Consider the following 22130-nt stretch of genomic DNA (forward strand, 5'->3'; position numbering starts at 1 on the left):
GTCAGCGGACAACCGGAAGCTGCACTTTGCGAGCGACGATGGGCTTATTCCATCTAGAGAAGGTTGTTCTCTCCAGTCGGTTCGTTCGTTTTATTTCCGGGATCGGTTCACTAACTGATTAACCGCAGGTTAAGAAACCCATAAATTCCAGATTTGTTTGCCGATCAAAATAATAGTCATAGCCACGAAGAGAGGCTTAACGAATGAAGCACCTTTACGGATGGCAAAACGGGTTCCGACAAGAGCTCCGCCGATCATTGCAATTCCCATGGGAAGTCCATAAGTCAGACTTACAGAATCAAGCACAAAAAAGGTCGCGAGAGCACCCAGGTTGCTGGCCAGGTTCAGCACCTTCGAGTTAGCGGAAGCGCCGACGAAGTCAAAACCGAGAAGCAGGAACAAGAAAATAAGAAAAGAGCCTGTTCCGGGTCCGAAGAAGCCATCGTAAAATCCGATGACGAAGGCACCGGCGATGAGCCACCCTTTGCTGCGCGCGGTCAGTCCCTTGTAGGTTGAGGCCGCGCCCCAATTTTTCTTCAGCAGAGTGTAGGCGGTCACGGCAACCAGAAGTAGGACAACGAGGGGTTTCAGAAATTCAGAGGGTATCTGATGAACGAGCAGAGCCCCCAGGATAGAGCCGATCAGTGACAGCGGAAATAATCCGGCCGCCAATTTGAAGTTAATTTTACCGGACAGCATAAACGACGCGGTGCTCGTAAGCGAGCACATCGTACCGGATAATTTATTCGTCCCAAGGACCAGGGCAGGAGGGAGACCGGTGAATAATAGAGCAGGAACGGTAATGAGGCCGCCGCCTCCGACTACCGAATCTACAAAAGCCGCAAGAAATCCGACCACAATCAGAAACAGCAGCATCTCCCAGCTTAACATTTCCATGAATCTTGCCTCCATTTGCTATCCTTATTCGCTTCATTCATTGTACATCGGAAGGCTTTCGGATAACAGTTCCATTTCGGAAGGCAGAATGCGCAAGAAAAGCCAAACCCATAGGGGCTGGCTTGTTAATGTCAATGTCAGATTAGGCTGCCGTCTGTTGGCAGATTACTTGGGATTAGCGGGTTTACTTACGCCGCTCGTAGAGCCGCGCAGAGTAATTAATTCCGATACCGTGACGAAACGGTACCCCCGTTTTTGAAGTTCCGGCAAGATTTGCTTAATTGCCGCTACCGTATTCGAAGATCCTTTTACATAGTCGTGAAAAAGGACAATATCGCCCTCCCGCGCATTGCTCAGCACTTTGTTTACGATTTTGCTGACGGGCGGCGATTTCCAGTCTTCCGTGTCCTGATGCCAGGACCACATAACAGGCAAACAGCCTTCGCTGAGTGAAGCATGCACAAGTCTTTCATGGTAATAGCCGCCTGGAGGTCTGAAGAGGGTGGGGGATTTTCCGGTGATGCTCTTCAGCACCTTCTGGGCCGCGGTAATCTCGTCTCTTATTTCATCGGTGGTTCGATTGCTGGTCAGAAAAGGGTGGCTGTATGTATGATTACCAACCTCATGCCCTTCGGCAATCTCCCGTTTAATCAGCTCGGGAAACCTTTCGGCCCGCTTGCCTACAGCGAAGAACGTCGCCTTCGCTCCGTATTTTTTTAATTCATTCAGAATTTGGGCGGTCTGAACAGGATCGGGCCCGTCATCGAACGTCAAGGCAATGACTTGGCCGGCAGATGGAACCTCCCACACAATTTCGCCCCGCTGCTCATAGTACTCCCGCTTCCGGGGTGCCTGCGCGGATGAAACTCTCTCTGCTTCAGCTGGTTCTTCAACGGCCGCTTCCGGGTAGCCGTTCACGGTCTCCCGCACTTCAGGCGAGGGCGGCAATGCCGGTTCTGCGGCAGTATGACCAGCCTGCACGACGGGCTGAGCTCCGGCCGCAGCGGCAGGTTGAACTGGAGCCGGTGTTGCGGCGAGCACGCACACCGTGATCGTACAAGCCGTGTAACGGATGGCCGCTGAGCGTGATGAGAGTATAGATATCATTTGGATAAAACGATGCATGCTGTGAAATCCTCCATTCGCCGGTCCATGCTCCATTAACATTGAAGCGATAACGGAACATGCTGAATAAGGATTAGCCTATGCTTATCCGCGTCTTTTCATCCGATCTCGGTGTGCCATTTATTAGCCGCCATAAGAATGACGGAATGCACCAGCGAGTGCCTCCGCAGGGACATTCCACAGCTCGGCGATCTCGGGTGCAACCTGCTCCTCCCACCAATCCGCCTGAACTTTATGATTATCTGAGTTTTCCACGATGAAGGCGATGTTTTCAGCTACCTTGCGGGCATAGATTTTCTCTGCTTGCTCCACTTTATCGGCAGGAATGAATACCTTGAGCCTTTTGATCGTGCGATAGAGTTCACGACTGCAGGCCCGGCGAATGCCGCGGACACTCGGAAATTGAGTTTTATGTTTCTCATTCTTGTTCTGTCTCAAGCCGGATCAGACTCCTTTCTCATGCTGCATGTTATGCGGATGCACAGCCAGAAGTGAGCGCGTGGCGCGAAAAAGCAGGAGCACGCGGCTCCTGCTTTTATTCAATCACATTAATGTAGGCGATCATCGGCCCGTTGTGCGCAATGTCGGGATGTGTGGTACAAATCAGCCGGTACGTACCGGTCTGATCGGCTTTGAATTGAACGACGGTTTCTTTGCCTTTTTTTACTTCGCCTTTGATATTCAGCCCTTCAATAATAAAAGGGTGGCTTGCCCCGTTCACGCCATAAATGCTAAGTTTTACGTTCTCGCCCTTACGGACCACGATCGTGCCCGGATCCCAGCGGTAGGCTTCAATCTCTTTTCCGTTATCGAGCTTTGCCTTGAACTCTCCGGTAACCAGCTGTATGGTTCTTTCAGCAGACGCTGCCGGCTCGGCAGTGGTCATCAGAATTTGAGGATTGCGGAGAAACAGGAAAGCGGCGAACGCGATGCACAAAAAACCAAGCACCATGACGAAGTGATATTTACGGATAACAAACGATTTGAACATAACAGACAACTCCCCCTAGACCAGTTTGTACACTATATGCTGGGGCTTGTCAGGACATGATGAGAAAATCCGTTTGTCTTTGTTTTTAGCTTCCGTCCCTTCTTCATTCCTTTGCACTACGAGGATAAGAGACAGCGTGGAACTTGTGGTAGACGACAGCAGTCAGCACCAGCACAACGGAACCGGCCAGTACGGGAGTGATAAGGAAGTTCCAGGTGACTCCGCTGCCGCCGGCAATAATCAGCACAGGGTCGGCGCCGGCAGGAGGGTGCAGGGTCCGGGTAAGGAGCATGAGGAACACTGCCAAGCCTGCGGCAATAGCGGCAGTCCACCAGTAGGGGCCCAGACACTTAAGCGCCAAGATGCCGGTAGCGGTACTTAGACAATGACCGCCGATGACATTTCGGGGCTGTGAGAGAGGACTGGCGGGCATTGCGAAGAGCAGCACGCAGGTGGCCCCTAGCGGAGCCATCAGAAGAGGAATACCGCTTAGGATTGTCAAATATCCGGTTAAGGCAACAGCCAGAGCCGTACCTATGGCGGGCTTCAATGCGGCAGAGATTGTCCGGATCAGCCTTTTTACTGTAGAGTCGCTGTGGGGCAAAGGATGCGAAGCGGAAGCTTCGCTATAAGGGTTTCTGGCCATTCGGTTCACCTCTGTAATTTGTAGTAAGAACTATGCTACCATAGAATAAGATATCGTTAAAACAAATGATAATGATGTTAGCTATTAATTTTATTGATATCAGTGATCTGATGGCCGAAGGGGGAATCCACCATGATCGAACAATTGGAGGGGCGTTCTATCCGGACCTTTCTGACCGTGCTCGATACCGGCAGTTTCAGCGGCGCTGCCCAAAGGCTCGGGTATGTGCAGTCTTCCGTCACTGCACAGATCGGCCGCCTTGAGGCTGCTCTGGGCCGCCGGCTCTTCGACAGGCGGCCCAGAGGCGTTTCACTGACGGCGGCAGGCGAACAGTTCGCCGCCGTTGCCCGCCAGTTCGTCCAGTTGGGCGAATCGCTGCAGGCGATGATGGAGAGCTTGGACGAACCTGCGGGGACCGTCCGCCTGCGGGCTCCCGAAGCATTCTGCGCGGCTTATCTGCCCGCTCAGATGCAGCAGTTTCTCCAGCAGTATCCGCGTATCCGGCTGCAGCTGCAGACCGGTTTCCAGGCGGATATTGCCGAAGCTGTTGCGGCAGGCCGCGCAGATCTTGGCATTATCCCCCGGGATCCGGCTAACCAGCGTCTGACCTTTACACCGCTGGCGGAAGTAGAGCTGGTCTGGATCGCTTCGCCGGCTGCGGCCATGCGGGACACAGGCGGCTTGGCTGTATCCGGGGAGACGGCCTACATCGGATTCGGGAGCCGCTGCATGTATCACGGGCTCGGCATACGCCAGCTCGAAGAGCTGGGTGCTGCCCCAGCTGAACTCATGGAGTTCGCCAGTATGGAGATGATCCGGCATACCGTGCGCAGCGGCATGGGCATTGCTCTCGTTCCGCTGCAGGCAGTGGAATCTGATCTTCGCGCAGAACTGCTTGCCCGCCTGCCCGGTCTCCCTTCTGTTCGGCTGCTGCATGGGCTTGTTAAAGCCCGGGACAGAGAACTGCCGATGGCTTCGCGGCTGCTGGAGGAGAACCTGATTACTTTTTTCACAAGCTAGGAAAGTAAGGGGACTGAGGAGGGCTGATCAACCAATTCTTAGGAAATGATTCGGCTCATAAGCTGGTTGAGAGACCTTTTGATATGGTAGAATAGGGGCAATTGCAGTCATTCATTGAAGTTTGTCTGCACCTGGTCTTTACAAATTCAGATGAAGAAAGTGAGCTGAAGATGGGGGAATTTATTCATTCACTTTTGGTTTTTTTCGAAGGCCTCGGGTACTGGGGAGTTATGCTGGGCTTGATGGTGGAGGTGATACCGAGTGAAATTGTGCTGTCTTACGCGGGATATTTGGTGGCCAAAGGCGAAATCGGTATTGCCGGCGCGGTTATTTTCGGTACAATCGGCGGTGTTATTGCGCAGTTATTCGTCTATTGGGTCGGGCGTTACGGCGGGCGTCCCATTCTGGAGAAGTTCGGCAAATACATATTGATTAATAAGCATCATATAGATGTTGCTGAGAACTGGTTTACCAAATACGGAACCGGCGTCATCTTTACCGCGCGTTTTATTCCGGTTGTCCGTCATGCGATTTCTGTACCGGCGGGGATGGCCCGGATGCCGCTTGGAATTTTCACCCTTTACACGACACTAGCGATCATTCCCTGGTCTATCTTGTTTGTTTATTTGGGTATTACGTTAAAAGATAACTGGGAGCATATTGACGAAATTGCCGGTACGTATACGCTTCCGCTCGTTTTTGCTGCTATTGGCCTCCTGGCCGTTTATCTGGCTTTCACAAAATCACGGTCCAAACGCAGCCGCGTTTAATATACCGCTTAGAAGGGAATGGATTTTATGAGCACGAATTTATCCGCTGTAATTGGAAAAGGCTTGAAACCCCAGCAGTTCATCGATGGAATGGAGCGCAATAAAGAAGCGTTTCTCGATTGGTATGAGAAGTTTCAGTGGGAGACAGAAGAGGACCGCGAATTCTTCGAGTCCATGAACAACCGGGACGATCTGCGCTGCGTCATTATTGCAGCTGAGTGGTGCGGGGACGTAGTACGCAATGTTCCGGTCGTATTTAAGGCGCTGGAGGACAGCGGGATTCCGGTCGAGGTTCTGATCATGGAAGAACACACGGATGTTATGGATCAGTTTCTTACTCTGGGAGGACGTTCCATTCCGGTTGTTATTTTCACAGATACAGGCGGTTTCGTCCTGGGCAAATGGGGACCGCGTCCGGAGCAGGTACAGGCTGTCATGAGAGCGTTCAAACAAGAAAATCCGGATCGCGAAGCCCCGGATTATAATGATAAGATCCAGGCGGCCCGTGCCGAAATGGTCCGCCAGTATGGCGAAGGCACCGGTTATCAGTCGGTTATCGTGGGCGAGCTCCGCGAACTGCTGTCGACGTTCTAATCAAGGAGACGTGAATACGATGATCAGAATAGAAACATTCACGCTCGGTCCCATGAGCACCAATGCGTATCTGCTTACCGATGAGAGCGGCAAGCGCGGCGTGGTGATTGATCCGGGCATGAAGCCAGGCCCTCTGCTTAAACGGATCAAGGATATGGAGATTGAAGCTATCCTGCTGACGCATGCACATCTCGATCACATCGGCGGTGTGCAGGAAGTCCGGGAACTGAAAGGCTGCCCCGTCTATCTGCACGATGAGGAGGCCGGCTGGCTGGGCAGTCCGAAACTTAACGGCTCTGCCCGCTGGCCTGAAGTGACCGGACCGATCGTAGTGGAGCCGGCGGAGTTCGCGCTGGACGAAGGACAAGTACTCGATTTTCTCGGCGAGAAAATCCGGGTGTTCCATACGCCCGGGCATTCTCCAGGCAGCGTGAGCTTCCTGCTTGACAAGCACCTGATTGGCGGAGATGTATTGTTCCGTCTATCTGTAGGACGGACCGATCTGCCCGGAGGCGACTGGAATACGCTGCTGGATTCTATCCACGGCAAGCTCTTTAAGCTGGACGATGATATTGTGGTCTACCCGGGCCACGGCCCCAAGACAACCATAGGTTATGAAAAACAAAATAACCCTTACGTGTAGCGGAAGCATATAGGGCTCGCAGGCAAGACCGCCAGCCCCAATCAAAGCCCATTCGGAAGAATAGTTCCGAATGGGCTTTTTTGGTATGTCTCCGCCTCCAGCGCCTCAGCTTCCACCTATTTTAACAGGTATAGGTATATACCGTGTTCCGGCGGAGATTTGCCCCATAGACTGTTGGTGTAAGGCCGAAAGCCTACAGCTTGTTTTCGGAATAAACCAATTTTTGCGCATATATAGGAGGTAACCAACCATGGAATACGGAAAAAAACCTTATACGGGCCCTATTTACAATGCTCCGACAGCTCCGCCTCAAGTCATAAGCCCGGCGCCTATGCCTAAGCCGCTGGCGACGGCTCCAATGCCTCAGCAGTGGGCACCGGCACCCATGCCCCAGCAATGGGCGCCCGCTCCAGTCCCAACCCCGTTGCCTGCTCCGGGCCCGGTTCCTGCTCCGGTCATTCAATCGACCCATGTGTATGTATCCAGTCACAAACCTCACTGTCCGCCGCCTGTACCGTCCTGCTACCCGGTGAAGCATAAACCGGTATGTAAAAAAGGAGATAATTCCGCATCGATTCTCGTCCTTTTCATTTTGCTGGTCATTATCACACGCAGCTTTGGCGGATACAAGAAATGCTAGGTTGACTGACGGTTTCGTCACACAGATGCCGGGTGACTGGGGCATCGTCGTTAGCAACCGGGGCAGAATAAAAATTCCTCTAATATTTTCTTGCTCACAGGTCTAATTTGTGATATTTTGGAAATAGAAGAGTTAAGCAATAGCAACGTTTGCGAAGCACGCAAGCTTTTGGCTGTATAGCCGGAAGTTTGCGTTTTTTTGTTTTCCTTTGCATTGGCCTTCTCCAGCTTTGAGGGAGGCAGCCGTTCCTATCCGTACGGCAAGGAAACAAGAATCTGCTGCACTGACGTGACTGCTCTTGACTTTTGTTTCTCCGCCTTGCCCGCACTAGCTCCCTCTTGGTATGCAAGAGGCTGTGACCACACCTCCCTCTGACCTCCCCGCTGTACCGGAAGACCCCGCCGCCCTGGCAGGGTCTTTCTTGTTGTAGACGGTTTGCATAGACAAACTGCGCGAGTTATGATGGCGATATGCACGAAAGGGAGGGATCGGCCGTGAACGGGAAGGGCAGCTTGCATACCGAATATATGGATAGACAGGGAAGGCTTCAGGAAGTCATGCGGACGAATGGAATCGACGGGTTTCTAGTCAATCATAACGTTGATTTGTTTTATTTTAACGGATCGATGCAGACGGGCTACTTATTCGTGCCCGCTGAGGGGACATCTTTATTTATCGTACGCAGGAGTATAACGCGGGCACGTGAGGAGTCGGCAGCTGAAGTTGAGGAACTCGGCTCCCTGCGGACGTTGAGGGACCGGCTGGCACAGCGGTATCCGGGAATCTTTGCACCGGGCCAAGAGGCACTTCTCGCCACGGAGCTTGACGTACTTCCGGTTCAGCAATTCCAGCGCCTGGAGGCGGCATTCGGAGGAGTGAAGTGGAAGGACGGCTCCCTTCTTGTGAAGGAGCTCCGCATGATCAAATCCCCGGCCGAAATCGATTGGATCCGCAAGGCGGCCGTTGTCATCGACCGGACGCTCGAGGCTGCAATCTCCGGGATCCGTGAAGGGATGTCCGAACTGGAGCTGATGACCATCATCGAACGGGAGAACCGGCTGCAGGGACACCTCGGACTGATGAGGATGCGTGCATACAATTCCGAGCTCATCACCGGATGCGTGGCAGCCGGGGCTTCGGCTGCCGAGCCGACCTATTTCGATGGCCCCGCAGGAGGCCGGGGGCTTAGCTCAGCCAGCCCGCAAAGCGCAAGCACTCGGGTGATCGGCCGTAATGAGCCGATTCTGATCGATATCGGCTGCTGCATAGACGGGTACGTCATCGATCAGACCCGGATAGCTGTGATCGGCCGGTTACCCGGACATCTCCAGCGGGCATATGAGGTATCCGAGCGCATTCTGCAAGAAGCGGAAGCGATGCTGAAACCGGGGACTATCGCGGAGCACCTTTATCTGCAATCTCTGGATACGGCTGCCGCCGAAGGGCTTGCAGATCATTACATGGGCTTCGCCGGTGACCAGGTTAAGTTCCTGGGGCACGGCATCGGTTTGGAAATTGATGAATTTCCGGTGCTTGCCAAAGGATTCAAATATCCGCTGCAGCCGGGAATGGTGATTGCCATTGAACCCAAGTTTACTTTTCCCGGTGAAGGCGTCGTAGGGATTGAGAATACCTATGTTATCACGGAAACAGGGTTTGAGAAACTGACCGTCTCACGGGAAGGGATTCTCGCGATATAAGCAAAACCGCCCTATGATCAATTAGGCTGAAAAAGGGATTTTTTCAGGAAAGACGCGTGATGCATGAAGAAGAACGAATAGTAACGGATTGATGGTGCCGGATGATGTCGAACATGGATAAAAACTAGCAGGGGTCCTGTGGACAGCATTCTCTTTTTTTAGTACGATATTACTAATCCATGCTAGATTCAGTGGGAGTGTATGGTTCTATTGTTCATGTTCCATTAGCGGCTTAGACGTTGATAGAACGGGAGCAGGAAACGGCAAGCCGCTCAGCATGTGAAAGGGGGAATCCGTATGCTGTCCTTGGGATCGCGCGTCATTATAGTAGAAGATCATTTAGAGCAGAATCTGCCTATAGGTGAATATGCCTATGTCATTGCCTATGACCGCAACAACGACAACATGTTCGATTATGTCATCCGGGTGCCGAAGATCAATAAACATCTCTTTGTACCGGCTTCCGATATAGAACTGGAAGAAATTCTTCTTCGTCAGGAAGTAGACCGTCTGGAGAAAGAAGCGCTGATTGATTTTGCGCTGGCTACGCGTAATGAGGAATTATTCAACCGGGTGATGAACGGCGAGACCGTTGAAGTGGTTGCTGAGCCAAGCAATGATGTACAAAGTGCGGAAGACTTCATTAAACAGGTGAATTTACGCGCTTGGATATAGATGTATCACGGGCGGTCTTCAGACCGCGGAATATGCAGGTCGAAGAGGGCATCCCGCTGCTCATGCAGAGGGAGCCCTCTTTTTATTGTATCATCCGAACCGGACAGGTCATTACTGCGGGGATAGGAGTCTGGCAATCCGTCCGGTATAGGCGCGACATCTGGCATGCTATAGAACGCTTTATGCCTGACTTTGATTGCCCGGCAGACGGCTCCTGGCTTGGTTACCTTCTTATTCCGGCCCGAAGTTTAGCTGTCCGGCTTGTGCACTGCTTGGTTTTCGGTGCAGCAAAGCCTACATTGACTTCACCGCTGCCCTGGGCTGCAGCGCTCTCCCGCAGGTTGAACGCCCGCTGCTTCATCAGCCGTTTCAGAGCGGCCGGCGTCAGCTCCGGTCGTTTCTGAAGCAGCTGGGCCGCAGCTCCGGCGGCAAGCGGGGTGGACATGCTGGTGCCGGAGAGCCGGAAATAATAAGTTCCTACGCGGCTGCCCGGCAGCAGCCGATCGAGCTGCGATCTCGGGGCCCGGAGCGAGACGATTCCTACGCCCGGGGCGACGAGATCGGGCTTGCTTCCGCCGCCGGTAGCGGGTCCGCGGCCGGAGAATGCGGCGATCGTATCGTCGGCCGGGCTGATCGTGCGATGATCATCGGCAGCGCCGATGGTAACAGCGCTCGGTTCAATGCCGGGCGACTCGATCGTGCCTTTGCCGGGGCCGGAGTTGCCGGCGGCTGCGAATACGGCGATACCTGCCTGCGTGGCTCTGCGGACGGCCTGGCACAGCGGATCGCGGCTTGGCGGTGTCAATGCGGGTCCCCCGAGCGAGAGAACGATCAAGCGGATGCCCAGTTCTTTCTTATGGTCGATACACCACTGGATACCCTGGATGATTGTGGAGTCGAACCCGGAACCGCTGCTATCCAGCACCTTGACTCCGATAATAGCGGCCTCCGGAGCGGGCCCCCTGTATCGTCCGCCGCTTTGCCGCCCGTTACCCGCAGCATCTCCAGCTACATGCGTACCGTGCCCGTTATCGTCATATGGATTTCGGCGGCCCGCAATTAAATCTTGAAAAGCGATGATCCGTTTTTTCGGAAGGGTTAAATCAGGGTGGGGATAGACGCCTGTGTCCAGGACTGCTATGCCGATTCCTTTGCCCGTTAAACCGGCTTTTCGTGCGAGGTCCGATCCGATACTCGGCGTCGCATACTGCAATCTTGTTTGCCGGACCCGGTCCAGATAGACAGCGGCTACATCCCCGCATCCGCACAATTTATAGATGCACTTCGCGGATACACTGGCCGATACAGCGCGGATCAGAGGCAGTCGCCGGTCTACCTTCAGGGAATGAGGATGAACATGTTTTTGGAGAACTTTTACCGATTTAGTGTTCGGTTTTGCATTCAGTTGAATGATAATCCGATAATGTTGGTTCTTCCCTTGAGCCGATTTTTTACTCAATTGGACACGCAAGGGATGATCCGCTTTGGATAGAACGTCGGGGCTGCCCGGGCTTCGTTTTTTCACACAAAGTACCTCCCAATCTATTGCCTCAGGCAGTATATGATTTCTTGAGCCTTAAGGAGAGGCATGGATAGTTAAAAGGGCGCTGCCTTATCTTTATGTGATCGGTTTACTGGCTGCGGGCCACTCGCTTAGGGTGAGGATTTCAGAAAAAGAGCCGGAAACGGCGATATTCTCTTTTTTCGGCTTGTAAAGCGATTGAGATCAAAAAACAACTAGGCTATAATAGGAAGAATGAATTTGACTTGTACAGCGTGTACATTAAAAGGGGTGCGAATCGTCTGTGAGCATTACTATTCAGAATGTAGAACATGTGGCCAAGCTGGCCCGTCTTGATCTTTCCGAGGAAGAGAAAGAGCAGTTTACGGAGCAGCTTAACGCCATTTTGAAATACGCGGAGCAGCTTAATAAGTTGGATACGGATCACGTAGAGCCTACCAGCCATCCGATTTCGGTCAGCAATGTGACGCGCGAGGATCAGGTGAAGCCTTCGCTGTCTTTGGATAAGGTGATGCTGAACGCGCCCGAGGAAGAGGAAGGCCAGTTTAAAGTACCGGCCGTTATGGAGTAGCACAAGGACGTATCCGTGCAGCTAAGCTTGTGTACGGAGGTTCTTCATTATGAGGGGAGGCTTCTTAAGTTGTCTTTATTTGAGCAGAGATTACAGCAATTACATACACAGCTGCTGGACAAAAAGGTATCCGTTGCCGAGCTGGTCGATCAATCATACAAACGGATCGGTGAAGTGGACGGCAAAGTAAAGGCGTTCCTGAAGCTGGACGAGGAACAAGCACGCAGCGCGGCGAAGACGCTGGACGGGCAAATCGCCTCAGGGGGATCGCGCGGCCTGTTATTCGGGCTGCCGGCAGGGATCAAGGACAATATCGTAACCGAGGGTGTTACCACGACTTGCGCAAGCAAGTTCTTGTCGAACTTCACACCGGTTTACGATGCGACCGTCATGCGCAAGCTGAAGGAAGCGCAGGCGGTATCAGTCGGCAAGCTCAACATGGATGAGTTCGCAATGGGCGGTTCCAATGAGAACTCGGCTTTCCATGCTACGCGCAATCCGTGGGACCTGGACCGTGTTCCCGGCGGTTCGAGCGGCGGTTCGGCGGCCGCGGTCGCCGCGGGCGAAGTCTACTTCTCGCTCGGTTCCGACACGGGCGGTTCCATCCGTCAGCCGGCTGCCTATTGCGGCGTTGTCGGCCTGAAGCCGACTTACGGGCTCGTGTCCCGGTTCGGACTTGTCGCATTCGCTTCTTCGCTGGACCAAATCGGTCCGCTGACGAAGAATGTGGAAGACTCCGCTTACGTCCTGCAGACGATTGCAGGTCACGATCCGCAGGACTCCACGTCTGCGAACGTGGAGATTCCCGATTATGTCTCCGCTTTGACCGGAGACGTCCAAGGCCTGCGCATCGCCGTGCCGAAGGAATACCTGGGCTCCGGTGTGGATCCCCAGGTGAAAGCCAAGATTGAAGAAGCGCTGCGCGTGCTTGAAGGCATGGGGGCCGTAGTCGAGGAAGTTTCCCTGCCGCATTCCGAATATGCGGTCGCGGCTTACTACCTGCTGGCTTCTTCGGAAGCCTCTTCGAACCTGGCGCGGTATGACGGCGTACGTTATGGCGTGCGTACGGACAACGCCAATAATCTTCTGGAAATGTACCATATGTCCAGAAGCGAGGGCTTCGGGCCGGAAGTGAAGCGCCGCATTATGCTCGGCACCTACGCGCTCAGCTCCGGCTATTACGATGCGTATTACCTCAAAGCGCAGAAAGTGCGCACGCTGATCAAGCAGGACTTTGACCAGGTTTTTGAGAAATACGATGTGGTCATCGGACCTACTGCGCCGACGACGGCCTTCCGTATCGGGGAACAGGTAGGCGATCCTTTGACTATGTACTTGAACGATATTTTGACCATTCCGGTCAATTTGGCGGGAATTCCGGCCATCAGTGTGCCGTGCGGCCTCGTTGACGGCATGCCTGTCGGTCTGCAAATCATCGGGAAGGCTCTGGATGAAGCAACCGTGCTGCGCGTCGCACACGCCTTCGAACAGAATACCGATCATCACAAGCAGCGCCCGCAGCTATAAATTGTACCAGGAGGGATCATTTTGTCAGCGACTGAAACCAAATATGAAACCGTGATCGGGCTAGAAGTTCACGTGGAATTGCATACAAACTCCAAAATTTTCTGCGGCTGCTCCACGTCGTTCGGCGCACCTCCGAACACTCATACGTGCCCGGTATGCTTAGGACATCCGGGCGTCCTGCCGGTTCTTAACCAGCAGGCCGTAGAGTACGCGATGAAAGCCGCTATGGCCTTGAACTGCGAGATTGCGGACATCACCAAATTTGACCGCAAGAACTACTTTTATCCCGATTCGCCCAAGGCTTATCAGATTTCCCAGTTCGATAAGCCGATCGGCGAGAACGGTTGGATCGATATTGAAGTGAACGGCGTGACCAAACGAATCGGCATTACACGCCTTCATCTGGAAGAGGATGCGGGCAAACTTACGCATGTGGATGGCGGCTATGCTTCGCTTGTCGACTTTAACCGCGTGGGCACTCCGCTTGTTGAGATCGTATCGGAACCGGACCTCCGTTCTCCGGAAGAAGCGCGTGCCTATCTGGAGAAGCTGCGTGCAATCATGCTCTACTGTGACGTTTCAGACGTCAAGATGGAGGAAGGCTCGCTCCGCTGCGATGCGAATATTTCCCTCCGTCCAGCAGGCCGTGAGAAATTCGGCACAAGAGCCGAGCTCAAGAACATGAACTCCTTCCGCGGCGTACAGCGCGGCCTGGAGTATGAAGAAATCCGCCAGGCGGACGTTCTGAACAGCGGCAATGAAGTTGTTCAAGAGACCAGACGCTGGGATGAGGGGCAGAGCAAGACCTTCTCGATGCGCGGCAAGGAAGAATCGCATGATTACCGCTATTTTCCGGACCCGGATCTCGTGAATCTGCATATCGATCAGGCATGGAAGGACCGTGTGAAGTCTACTATTCCAGAGCTGCCGGATGCACGCAAAGCCCGGTATGTCAGTGAGTATGCGCTCCCGGCCTACGATGCGGAAGTCATTACTTCTTCGATGAAGATGGCTAATTTCTTCGAGGAAAGCCTGCGTTATACGCCGGATGCGAAAGCCGTTTCCAACTGGATCATGGGCGATCTGTTAGGCTATCTTAATGCAGGGGGCCTTGATTTTAATGACGTCAAAATAACCGGTCAAGGACTTGGAGAAATGATCGGTTTAATTGAAAAAGGAACGATTTCCAATAAAATCGCTAAGACGGTTTTCAAAGAAATGATAGAAACCGGCAAGCAGCCTCAGCAGATCGTGGAGGAGAAGGGGCTTGTTCAAATTAGCGACGAAGGCGCAATTAAATCCGTCGTGGAACAGGTTGTCGCGAATAATCCGCAATCGGTAGCCGACTATAAAGCAGGTAAAGAAAAAGCAATAGGCTTCCTCGTTGGTCAAGTAATGAAAGAAACCAAAGGCAAAGCCAACCCGGGCTTGGTTAACAAGCTTATCGTAGAGGTTTTGCAGGCACAATAAGAGGATGTATCACCCGCAGAAGGCATATCCGTGTGGATATGCCTTTTTATCACATCTGAACAGGGCTGCTGCTTCTCTTCTCATCACCACAAAAAGGGGGAGAATGATTTCGAATGATCCGGCAAATTCCGAAAGAGGATGTGCAGGCGGTTCTTGAACTGCTGGCACTCCAGACGGCTTCTTACATAGTGGAAGCCCGGTTGATAGGCTACCAAGAGATTCCCCCGCTCAAGGATTCCCCGCTTACTTTAAGGTGTTCCAAAGAAACCTTTAATGGGTATTATCTTACGGAGACAGAAGCGCAGGGGCATTCGGAGGTGCTGGCGGGGGCGATTGCGTGGGAACGATCCGGAAGCATAGTGACGATCACACGCATGATGGTTCATCCGGGACATTTTCGCAAAGGGATCGCATCGCAGCTCATGAGGCATCTGCTGGAGAGACACCCGGATGCGAGCAAATTTGTTGTCTCGACCAGTGAGACTAATGAACCTGCGATCCTCTTGTACAGCAAGTTCGGCTTTCGTCCATCAGGCGCCCGGACAATTGCCCCCTCTGTCACACTGGTAACATTTGCGCGAATGAATGACATATCCTTAACAGAGGAGAAATAACGGTACATAGGAAGGAGTGGCGAGAGAGAATTGAACGATCCTTGGGTAATTGGACAACTAGACTTAACGATCCGGCTAATAATAGCGCTTGTTCTCGGAGGTCTCATCGGGTTTGAGAGGGAGATAAGCAATCAGGCTGCAGGATTTAGAACACATATCCTTGTTTGTGTCGGTTCCGCTCTGATTATGCTTTTATCCATATACGGGTTTAGCGCTTTTGTTAATGAAGCCAACGTACGCATGGACCCCTCCCGCCTTGCTGCGCAGGTTGTCAGCGGGATTGGCTTCCTGGGGGCCGGAACCATTATCCGCAACGGTTTCTCCGTATCCGGTCTGACTACGGCCGCCTCCTTGTGGGTCGTAGCGGCAATCGGCCTTGCAGTAGGTGCCGGTTTTTATTATGCAGCTACACTATCGTGTTTCATGGTCATTATCAGCTTGTGGATTCTAAATAAAGTGGAGCACAAATATTTCGGAGCCAGAAAACGCCATACGATTCGTGTCCACGCACAGGACCAGCCCGGTAATTTAGGAAGTATCTCCACTATTCTGGATAAACGTAAAATCGAAATCCGGAAAATGGGGATTGATGAAGATGAGGAAGATGAGCGTAAGACCGTTTATATTTATCTCAATGTCATCATACCCAAAGCCAGCATTGTGCCCTCTCTGCTTGAAGATATTCAGCAGGTTGAAGGCGTGATTGGTGTTACAATGGAATAGGCCGGAGAAGAGAAACAGGGCGAAAAGCCCTGTTTTAATTTTTTTGAAGGGATCGTTTTAATTTGGGCGTCCAATGAAATAGTAACGAATGCCCGGGCATGATATCTTGGAGAACATAAGACGAAAGGCGGTGATGCAATGGAACACCTGACAGATGAACAGCTGGTAGAAAGGGTCCGGCAGGGGGATGCGGAAGCATACCGTTATTTGGTGGACCGGCACAAAAGCTATGTCTACACGCTGATTTTCCGTATGGTGAACCAACGCGAAACCGCCGAGGATCTGTCCCAGGACGTCTTCCTGAAATTGTTTCGTTCTTTGTCTCACTTCAGAGGAGAAAGCAAATTCACAACATGGCTGTACCGGATGACGGTTAATCTCGTAACCGATTACCTTAGAGCGCAAAGACGCAGGCCTGTGGTCCCGCTGCTGGATAGATTGAAGACATGGCTGGTCGATAGGCGCACGGAGCCGGAAGAGCAGGCTATCCGCCATGAAGAGAGCGATACCGTACACCGGATGCTCGCTGAACTACCGGAGAAGTACCGGCTGGTTATATATTTGTATCATTTTAAACAGTTGTCGTATCAGGAAATAGCCGATGTTACCGATCTTCCGCTCAAAACGATTGAGACCCGCTTGTACCGGGGCAAGGCAATGCTGAAACAAAAATGGTTGGAGGTGTATCCAGATGCGCGAACAAACACCGAGGCGGCCGAATCAACCGCCGCGACACGTGCTTCCCGGTAATGATGAGCTTCCTTCTTCACTTATGGAGGAATTGAACCGCCAGAGGCCGCTCCATCCTTCTGATGATTTTACAGAACGAGTTATGGATCAGATTCTTTCCAAAGATCGCGAGCTTTCCACGGTCGCCTCCCGGGAATGGAAACACAAGCAGAGACGCTCTAGGCTGATTCATCTTTTCGTCGCTACAGCGGCTACCTACATGTTTATTAACTCGGGACTGGTGAAACTGCTGAACTCTCACATGCTGGAATGGTCGGATTTTATTCATCAAGTCTCTAATCGCATTACCTAGTGGATGGCAAGACCAGTACGTTACACAGACAGGAGGCTGTTCAATGACACAGCAGCAATATAAAACGGAAGGCAACCCCGGCAGCAAGGATCATGCAGAAGACTTCTTTTACGGAGAGAGTCACCGGACTTATCCGCCGCCGGAATCCTCTTTTCATATACCGCCCCCATATCCGCCCTACATGCAGCAGGCCCCCAAGAAAAAATGGTTGTCCATGCTTCTTTCCTTTCTTGTTCCAGGGACAGGGCAGTTCTACTTAGGCGCTATGCACCGTGGACTATTCATTATGCTGCTAATCGTCACCGACATTTTCGGAATCGTTTTGTTTGCATCGCGTGAGGGCGCTCCTAATGTGCCTATGATTACGTTGTTCTCTCTCATTTTGCCGGTCATTTACTGCTACAACATTTTTGAATCCCTACAGCTTACAGATGTTGTTAACCGCAGCCGGTATTATGGAGATCCGGGTATGTACAGTGATTCGGTCCATCAGCTTAGTAAGAACAGCAGTTTCGGATTTCTGCTTATTGCCGCCGGCGTCTTTCTTTTCCTGGCGAGCAGTAAACCGGCTTGGCTTGAATCTCTGTTTCAGTTGTTCGCGTCCTACTTTGGAGCGGGTATTTTGATACTTGCAGGGCTAGCGCTTTATATCTGGGAAAGCAAAAGAAAATAACCTGAAAATGTAAAGAAGCTTCAATCAGCCGGAACCAGTCGTTGACAAGTGCATTTTCAGACACGTACAATAGAAGAAAGGTAGTGAATGTGTTTCCTGTAAACACGCACAACTCCTAACAACAGGTGGTGAGAATCATGTCTGAACATTTGGAAGAAGCCCTTGCTAAACTTAAAACGACCGGTGTTCGCATGACTCCGCAGCGGTACGCGATTTTGACGTACTTGTTCGACTCTTTCAACCACCCTACGGCTGATGAGATTTACAAGGCGTTGGAATCTAAATTTCCGAATATGAGCGTTGCCACGGTTTACAACAACCTCAAGGTGTTCATAGATGCGGGGTTAGTGCGTGAATTAACTTATGGCGATGGTTCCAGTCGTTTCGATGCTGACCTGTCCGATCATTATCATGCGCGGTGCGAGCACTGTGGCAAGATTTCTGATTTTGATTACTCTCCGGTGGTGGATGTGGAGCATGTTGCTGCACAGCAGACCGGGTACCGGGTGGCAGGACACAGGCTTGAAGTTGTTGGAATTTGCCCTGATTGCGCTGGATCTATGACCCATTAATAGGGTCCCAATCTTCCATACATGTTTACGCGAACGTATTACCGCTCTTTATTACCGGGCGCGGTGATACGTTTTTCTTTTTTTGGATCGTTTCCTGAGAGGATGTGCACATACATTTGAATAACAGGCAGCCCAGTTCAGCAGGACGCCCTAGAACCCGCAACCGGTTTCGCAATTTTGTGCTCCTCTTTCTCCTTGCAGCCGGTATAGTCTACTTCGTTATGCAAATGCTGCCGAGCAAGGAAGAAGTACAGCCGGATTATATGAAGCTGGACAAACCTGTATTTTATCAAGGACAAGCTTACGAGATTTCTGCAATTGGCCGGCAAAAAGAGCTGAAGCTTCCTTTAGATCTTGTTCAGCGCTGGATAGATCCAAAGGTTCGCAGCGAACCGGGTACAGCTTCCGTTATTCTGACAACAGAGGACAAAGTCGTTCGGCTGCAGACAGATCAAACGACTGCTTCGGTTAACTTGCAGACCGTCCCCCTTACTTCATCTATGCAAAAGCAAGGGGACCAGTTATATGTCCCCATAGACATACTTAAGCAGCTGTACGGTGTAGATCTGCGAGAATCCGCTGATTCAGGAGCCGTTCTGATGTTCACTCCAGGCGAACGTTTGCGCTGGGGGCGTTTAAATAAAGAGGATGGAATAGAACTCCGTACAGGACCCGGCAAGCGTATGCCTATTATTTCAATGATCCCCCGAGATGAGAAGATTCTGATCTGGGAAGAAGTGAAAGGATGGTACAAGGTACAGCGGACCGGCGGGGAGGTGGGCTTCATACCTGCTGCGAACGTGATAGAAGAAACAGAAGAGGTTATTCCGGAGCGCAAGACGGATCCCGTTATCCCCAGATGGAAGCCGCAAGGTAAGCTGAACATGACCTGGGAGCATGTCGTCAAGGGTAATCCCCAAACGGCTTCCATTCCTGCAATGCCCGGCTTGAATGTAATCAGTCCGACTTGGTTTCATCTGGCGGACGGACAAGGCAACTTGAAGAGTCTGGCGGACGCCGACTACGTCAAGTGGGCACGCAGTCGCGGCTATCAGGTTTGGGCCCTGGTCAGTAATTCCTTCGAGCCCGTTATGACAGGAGCAGCCCTTGCATCCTATGAAACCCGCATTCACATGATTGAGCAATTGCTTGCTTTTGCAAAGCAGTATAGTCTTCAGGGGATTAATGTTGATTTTGAGAATATGAATAAGTCTGACGGCCCTCTACTCGTTCAGTTCCTAAGAGAAATGACCCCACTGCTACATGCTGAAGGCTTGATCGTATCGGTTGATGTAACGGCCAAATCGGGGAGTGACTCCTGGAGCCGAATCTATGACCGTCCTGCACTCGCAGCGGTTGCCGATTACATGATATTAATGGCTTATGATGAGCATTGGGCTTCAAGCCCCGAATCCGGTTCGGTCGCTTCTATTCCATGGGTAGAGCGTTCGTTGCGTGGTCTTTTAGAGACAGATAAGATTCCTCCTTCCAAGCTTGTTCTCGGAGTCCCCTTTTACACGCGTATTTGGACAGAGGAGAAAACAGGGGAAGGAATGAAGGTCGGTTCAAAAGCTGTCTTTATGGAAAAACCGCGCAAACTCATAGAGGAAAAAGGGCTCAAGCCCGTATTTGATGCGAAATCCGGTCAGAATTATGTTGAGTATACGGAGAATGGCAAGCTAAATCGTATTTGGCTGGAGGATGCGACCTCGATTCAATCCCGTATAGAGCTTGTGCACAAGTATAACTTGGCGGGTGTTGCGAGTTGGAGACGGGGATTTGAAGAACCGGCTTTATGGCAAATCATACAATCCGATCTTTCGAAGCAGGACTAATTTTCTTATCGGCTAAATAAAATAAAAAAAGCTGCATTCCATTTTTGGAAAGCAGCTTTTTTACTATTAATTCCGTGGGGTGTCTTGTGTAGCTTCTTTTGTATCCGGTTCGTTAACCGTGTCGTCCGTATCCGCTTGCTCTGAAGCCATGGCGGGATCGACCGTAAGAATGGTCTTGCAGAACATGCAGCGGTCCGTCTTGCCGATCATCTTCGTCCGCTTGCCGCATTCTGGACAATCAAGTGCAACAGCTGAAGTTGACATCATGCCGGCCCAGAAATAGATAGCCATGCTTCCGAGCATACTGATTAATCCGATGATGAGGAAAATGCCGGCAATAATACGGCCGATCGTACCCCAATCAAATACGACACCCGCCAGACCGATAATCATAACCAGCATACCACCCATGGTGAGCAGCAGGCCCCACAGTCTGAATTCATTAATTTTGCTTGATTTTAAAAGCATTGGTGTCCCTTCTTTCTCAAACTATTTGTCATAATTAAATTGTATTTTCATCGTATTTTTAAGCAGGAAACTGTCCGGGGAAGTAGAATTACTTGTTTGTAAGGAACTAGAACTACCTGAGGCTCGCGGATGCGTCCTCATTATCGAGCTTAATAAACTTAATAAGATTAATTATCCCAGCCATCCAAGCCTTCACAACTCCATACATCATTATATAGAAGACAACCTTTGTATACAAGAAAGAAGGCGAAATCAACTTTAGTAGGGCAGTAGTGCGGGAGCGGAGTGAACCGTACTATCGTAACGGTCTATTGAAAGGGGAGATCCTGTTGGATCGTCACATGCAGTTAGAAAACAGTGGTGTACAGATGCTTGCTTACGCCAAAGAGCAGCATGAACGGCAGTTGTTGTCTGAGTTCTCGCTATTCCTGCACAAATATATGCAGAGCAAAACTTACATACTGGATGAACACTTGCTCGATGCTTACCAGAATATTCTCGAGGCATTGAAGCAATGGGCACGGATCGTCATTATTGAAGAGGGACAAATTCCTCAGGATGCGGTATGGAACCAGGTTCGGTCAATTAACACAGGGGTCTACAAACTCTACGAAGAGTTAACCACGAGTAAAGAAACGCTCAAACAGCGTATTCAGCTGGTGCTGCTGGCCTGTGAATTTTCCGTTATGTCCAAAATGGCAAGCTGTTGCAAACCGTTAATTGATGTACTGGGTTCCCGCTCAGAACCTTGGAGCATTGAAGAGCTTATGGAACGTTGCGAAATTCAAGGTTTGGGTATTAACCTTTCTCAACTCCTGCATAAGCTTGTCAAAAAAACACTCGTCAAAGAAGTGGCTGTACCGGCGGATGATGAATGTTCGGAATTATTGATGCGATATACGCTCCATCCTTAAGTCCTGCGGAACCACAGACAGCCCTAAAGGGTTGTCTTTTTGGTTGTAATAAGGCCCTTCGTAAAGCATAAGAGCCCTTTTAAAATAAGCAACAAAATTTTATTCGACAAAAGTGTTGACTTCTATCTGGTTTTCATGGTAAATTAAATCTCGCCCCTTCGGAGAACATGTCCTAACGGACAGCTGAAGTAACAAGCATATCGGGCTTAAGAAAAAAAGTGCTTGCATTACAAAGAGTGAATGTGGTACAATAAAAAAGTCGCCGCTAAAAAACGAGTGGATACGACAAAGGTCGACAGACCTTACAAAATTGTCCTTTGAAAACTGAACAACGAGTGATTGAAACGTCTTGAGCAATCAGGACGCTAAATAGAGAAGAAATTCTCGTCAGCATTGAATTTTTGAGCTATTCAGCTTGAGATAAACGTCGGCTTCGGCCGGCACCCTTATCGGAGAGTTTGATCCTGGCTCAGGACGAACGCTGGCGGCGTGCCTAAT

General features: G+C 51.2%; 25 protein-coding genes. 18 read left to right on the forward strand and 7 right to left on the reverse strand.

The window, feature by feature from the left end:
• Positions 1–129: 129 nt before the first annotated feature.
• From EDM21_RS21145 to EDM21_RS21165, 5 genes are all read right to left on the reverse strand, one after another.
• Positions 130–897 (reverse strand): TSUP family transporter, encoded by a 768-nt coding sequence (locus EDM21_RS21145; protein WP_157338388.1) that lies wholly within the window; start codon positions 895–897, stop codon positions 130–132.
• A gap of 165 nt (positions 898–1062) precedes the next feature.
• Complete coding sequence (locus EDM21_RS21150) at positions 1063–2022, reverse strand: polysaccharide deacetylase family protein (protein WP_235918301.1); 960 nt, start codon at positions 2020–2022, stop codon at positions 1063–1065.
• 123 nt (positions 2023–2145) lie between these two features.
• Complete coding sequence (locus tag EDM21_RS21155; RefSeq protein WP_157338389.1) at positions 2146–2460, reverse strand: dehydrogenase; 315 nt, start codon at positions 2458–2460, stop codon at positions 2146–2148.
• Between the two features lie 97 nt (positions 2461–2557).
• Complete coding sequence (locus EDM21_RS21160) at positions 2558–3013, reverse strand: cupredoxin domain-containing protein (protein ID WP_157338390.1); 456 nt, start codon at positions 3011–3013, stop codon at positions 2558–2560.
• Between the two features lie 103 nt (positions 3014–3116).
• Positions 3117–3659 (reverse strand): HPP family protein, encoded by a 543-nt coding sequence (locus EDM21_RS21165; protein WP_157338391.1) that lies wholly within the window; start codon positions 3657–3659, stop codon positions 3117–3119.
• 132 nt (positions 3660–3791) lie between these two features.
• On the opposite strand from EDM21_RS21165, the gene EDM21_RS21170 reads away from it, so the two are divergent.
• The 7 genes from EDM21_RS21170 to EDM21_RS21200 all read left to right on the forward strand — a co-directional run bounded on the left by EDM21_RS21170 (position 3792) and on the right by EDM21_RS21200 (position 9701).
• Entirely contained in the window at positions 3792–4679 is an 888-nt protein-coding gene (locus EDM21_RS21170; protein ID WP_157338392.1) for a LysR family transcriptional regulator, read from the forward strand.
• 170 nt (positions 4680–4849) lie between these two features.
• Positions 4850–5449 carry an undecaprenyl phosphate transporter UptA gene (gene uptA / locus EDM21_RS21175; protein ID WP_157338432.1) on the forward strand — a complete coding sequence of 200 codons (600 nt, stop codon included), beginning with the start codon at positions 4850–4852 and terminating at the stop codon, positions 5447–5449.
• A 27-nt stretch (positions 5450–5476) separates the two neighbouring features.
• A complete protein-coding gene (locus EDM21_RS21180) occupies positions 5477–6043 on the forward strand; it encodes a thioredoxin family protein (RefSeq protein ID WP_157338393.1) in 567 nt (188 codons plus the stop codon).
• Positions 6044–6062: 19 nt separating this feature from the next.
• Complete coding sequence (locus EDM21_RS21185; RefSeq protein ID WP_157338394.1) at positions 6063–6686, forward strand: MBL fold metallo-hydrolase; 624 nt, start codon at positions 6063–6065, stop codon at positions 6684–6686.
• A gap of 250 nt (positions 6687–6936) precedes the next feature.
• Positions 6937–7326, forward strand: a complete 390-nt coding sequence (locus EDM21_RS21190; RefSeq protein WP_157338395.1) for a hypothetical protein — start codon at positions 6937–6939, stop codon at positions 7324–7326.
• A gap of 470 nt (positions 7327–7796) precedes the next feature.
• A complete protein-coding gene (locus tag EDM21_RS21195; protein WP_157338396.1) occupies positions 7797–9026 on the forward strand; it encodes a M24 family metallopeptidase in 1230 nt (409 codons plus the stop codon).
• Between the two features lie 297 nt (positions 9027–9323).
• Positions 9324–9701 (forward strand): ATPase, encoded by a 378-nt coding sequence (locus EDM21_RS21200; protein WP_157338397.1) that lies wholly within the window; start codon positions 9324–9326, stop codon positions 9699–9701.
• Positions 9702–9924: 223 nt separating this feature from the next.
• Here EDM21_RS21200 and EDM21_RS21205 read toward each other — a convergent pair whose 3' ends face one another.
• Positions 9925–11226 carry a S8 family serine peptidase gene (locus tag EDM21_RS21205; RefSeq protein ID WP_157338398.1) on the reverse strand — a complete coding sequence of 434 codons (1302 nt, stop codon included), beginning with the start codon at positions 11224–11226 and terminating at the stop codon, positions 9925–9927.
• Positions 11227–11506: 280 nt separating this feature from the next.
• On the opposite strand from EDM21_RS21205, the gene gatC reads away from it, so the two are divergent.
• The 10 genes from gatC to EDM21_RS21255 all read left to right on the forward strand — a co-directional run bounded on the left by gatC (position 11507) and on the right by EDM21_RS21255 (position 20250).
• Entirely contained in the window at positions 11507–11794 is a 288-nt protein-coding gene (gatC, locus tag EDM21_RS21210) for an Asp-tRNA(Asn)/Glu-tRNA(Gln) amidotransferase subunit GatC (protein WP_166542115.1), read from the forward strand.
• Between the two features lie 69 nt (positions 11795–11863).
• Positions 11864–13321 carry an Asp-tRNA(Asn)/Glu-tRNA(Gln) amidotransferase subunit GatA gene (gene gatA, locus EDM21_RS21215; RefSeq protein WP_157338399.1) on the forward strand — a complete coding sequence of 486 codons (1458 nt, stop codon included), beginning with the start codon at positions 11864–11866 and terminating at the stop codon, positions 13319–13321.
• Between the two features lie 21 nt (positions 13322–13342).
• Positions 13343–14791 carry an Asp-tRNA(Asn)/Glu-tRNA(Gln) amidotransferase subunit GatB gene (gatB, locus tag EDM21_RS21220; protein ID WP_157338400.1) on the forward strand — a complete coding sequence of 483 codons (1449 nt, stop codon included), beginning with the start codon at positions 13343–13345 and terminating at the stop codon, positions 14789–14791.
• Positions 14792–14904: 113 nt separating this feature from the next.
• Positions 14905–15405, forward strand: a complete 501-nt coding sequence (locus EDM21_RS21225; protein WP_157338401.1) for a GNAT family N-acetyltransferase — start codon at positions 14905–14907, stop codon at positions 15403–15405.
• Positions 15406–15435: 30 nt separating this feature from the next.
• Complete coding sequence (locus tag EDM21_RS21230) at positions 15436–16128, forward strand: MgtC/SapB family protein (protein ID WP_157338402.1); 693 nt, start codon at positions 15436–15438, stop codon at positions 16126–16128.
• Positions 16129–16266: 138 nt separating this feature from the next.
• Entirely contained in the window at positions 16267–16878 is a 612-nt protein-coding gene (locus EDM21_RS21235; RefSeq protein ID WP_157338403.1) for an RNA polymerase sigma factor, read from the forward strand.
• Entirely contained in the window at positions 16820–17170 is a 351-nt protein-coding gene (locus tag EDM21_RS21240) for a hypothetical protein (RefSeq protein ID WP_157338404.1), read from the forward strand. The genes EDM21_RS21235 and EDM21_RS21240 overlap by 59 nt, the downstream gene beginning before the upstream one ends.
• A 43-nt stretch (positions 17171–17213) precedes the next feature.
• Entirely contained in the window at positions 17214–17843 is a 630-nt protein-coding gene (locus EDM21_RS21245) for a hypothetical protein (RefSeq protein WP_157338405.1), read from the forward strand.
• Positions 17844–17980: 137 nt separating this feature from the next.
• Positions 17981–18415, forward strand: coding sequence for a Fur family transcriptional regulator (locus EDM21_RS21250; RefSeq protein ID WP_068777878.1), 435 nt, complete (start codon positions 17981–17983; stop codon positions 18413–18415).
• 116 nt (positions 18416–18531) lie between these two features.
• Entirely contained in the window at positions 18532–20250 is a 1719-nt protein-coding gene (locus tag EDM21_RS21255; RefSeq protein WP_235918302.1) for a glycosyl hydrolase family 18 protein, read from the forward strand.
• 66 nt (positions 20251–20316) lie between these two features.
• Here EDM21_RS21255 and EDM21_RS21260 read toward each other — a convergent pair whose 3' ends face one another.
• Entirely contained in the window at positions 20317–20718 is a 402-nt protein-coding gene (locus EDM21_RS21260) for a DUF2614 family zinc ribbon-containing protein (protein WP_157338406.1), read from the reverse strand.
• 329 nt (positions 20719–21047) lie between these two features.
• Here EDM21_RS21260 and EDM21_RS21265 point away from each other — a divergent pair, with 329 nt between their 5' ends.
• Positions 21048–21632, forward strand: a complete 585-nt coding sequence (locus EDM21_RS21265; RefSeq protein ID WP_157338407.1) for a hypothetical protein — start codon at positions 21048–21050, stop codon at positions 21630–21632.
• The last annotated feature ends 498 nt before the right edge of the window (positions 21633–22130 follow it).

The sequence above is a fragment of the Paenibacillus lutrae genome (genome assembly GCF_009757775.1).
Classification (GTDB): domain Bacteria; phylum Bacillota; class Bacilli; order Paenibacillales; family NBRC-103111; genus Paenibacillus_F; species Paenibacillus_F lutrae.